General features: G+C 71.2%; 3 protein-coding genes. All 3 read left to right on the top strand.

The annotated features are described in order from the left end of the window. A partial coding sequence (locus GUY61_RS37990; protein WP_208106964.1) for a type I-E CRISPR-associated protein Cas7/Cse4/CasC occupies positions 1-475 on the top strand: 475 nt, incomplete at its 5' end. Continuing rightward, on the top strand, positions 472-1,311 hold the full coding sequence (gene cas5e / locus GUY61_RS37985) for a type I-E CRISPR-associated protein Cas5/CasD (RefSeq protein WP_166634842.1): 840 nt from the start codon (positions 472-474) through the stop codon (positions 1,309-1,311). The genes GUY61_RS37990 and cas5e, both read left to right, overlap by 4 nt. After that, positions 1,308-1,796: type I-E CRISPR-associated protein Cas6/Cse3/CasE (locus GUY61_RS37980; protein ID WP_208106963.1), on the top strand; the 489-nt coding region annotated here is incomplete at its 3' end. The genes cas5e and GUY61_RS37980, both read left to right, overlap by 4 nt.

Below are 1,796 nucleotides of genomic sequence, written 5' to 3'. Positions count from 1 at the left end.
GGGCAACACCGAGCACAGCGCCGGCGTGCTCTACCGCTACGTCGTCGTCGACACCCGCGAACTGCTCCGCAACCTCCGCAACGACGCCGGCTCCGCACGGGAACTGATCACCGGGTTCCTGGACGCGGCCATCCTGTCCCTGCCGCAGGCCAAGAAGAACTCCACCGCCCCGCACACCATCCCCGCCCTGGTCCACCTCGCCGTACGGACCGACCGCCCCGTCTCGTACGCCTCCGCGTTCGAAAAGCCCGTGCGAGCCGGCCGCGACGGCGGGCACACCGAGCCCTCCATCACCGAACTCGACGCCTACGCCACCGCCGTCAACAAGCTCCTCGGCAGCACGGGCATCCGCTACACCGGCTACGCCTCCCTGGCCGCAAAGGACGTCACCGGGCTCGGCGACCGCGCCGACTCCTTCCACGACCTCATCCAGGCCGCCACCGACGCCGCCCTGCCCGCGGGAGAGAACCAGTGACACCCCCCGCATCCGCCGCCGAGCACCGCGGCGGACTGCTGCTGCACCTGAGCGGCCCGCTGCAGTCCTGGGGAAGCAGCTCCCGCTTCAGCACACGCGACACCACAGCCGCACCGACCCGCTCCGGCCTCATAGGACTGATCGCCGCCGCGATGGGCCGCCACCGCGACCAGCCCCTCGACGACCTCGCCGCCCTGCGCTTCACCGTGCGCATCGACCGGCCCGGCACCCGACTGCGGGACTTCCACACAGTCGGCGGCGGCATGCCCCGCCGCCTCACCGTCGCCACCGCGGAACGCAAACGCCGCAGCGGCGACACCGCCACCCTCGTCTCGCAACGCCACTACCTGCAGGACGCCGCCTTCACCGTGGCCGTCACCAGCAGCAACCCTCAGATCCTGCAGGACAGCGCACACGCGCTGCGCAACCCTCGCTGGCCGCTCTTCCTCGGCCGCCGCGCCTGCCCGCCCAGCGGCCCCGTCCTGCTCGCCGAAACCGAACACGCGATCCTCCCCCACCTGCTGCGGTTCCCGCTCGCCCGCACAGCCCAGCGCCGCGATGCAGCAAAACCCGTCACCGTCGACTTCACCGCCGACCAGCCCCTGAAAGAGCTGCTCCACACGGCAGCCGGAACATCGGCGGCACTCCTCGACACCGAGGAACTCACGCAGGACGCGCACGACGAGCCGGTCTCCTTCACCACACTCGACCGCCGCTACCGCTCCCGCACCCAGTACCGCATCACCCTGCCGCTTCCGGCCGACAGGTGCGCCGGCCTCGGCCGGGACTACCTGACCGCCATCAGCGCCTACCTCGAGCGGGAGGCCCTGCGGTGAACACCGACCTCATGGACACCGAAGTGAAGACCGACCAGCAGACCGATCTGTGGCTCACCCGCATCGTCCCGGATCCACGCGACCGCGACGCCCGCCGCGACATCCGCAGCGCGGTCGGCCTGCACCACCGCGTCATGCACCTCTTCCCCGACGGCCTCGGAACGGACGCCCGCCACCAGACCGGCACACTGTTCCGGCTGGACGAGACCCCGCACGGCTTCAGCATCATGGTCCAGAGCGCGATCGCCCCCGATCTCTCCCGCCTCGACCGCTCCTACGGCACCGCCCAGGTCAAACCCCTCACCCCGCTCCTCAACGCGCTCCGCAGCGGCACCGTCGTCCACTACCGGCTCACGGCCAACGCCACCCACAAGCTCGGCAAGAACACCACCGCCGGCCGACCCGGCCAGGTCGTCCCCCTTCACGGCGAGGAAGCCGAACAGTGGTGGAACCGCCAGGCCCAGCAGAGCGGACTGGCCCTGCAC

It is taken from the genome of Streptomyces sp. GC420 (assembly GCF_009916105.1).
Lineage (GTDB): Bacteria > Actinomycetota > Actinomycetes > Streptomycetales > Streptomycetaceae > Streptomyces.
Note: the sequence above shows the minus strand (reverse complement) of the source record. Positions and strands in the feature narration are given on the sequence as shown.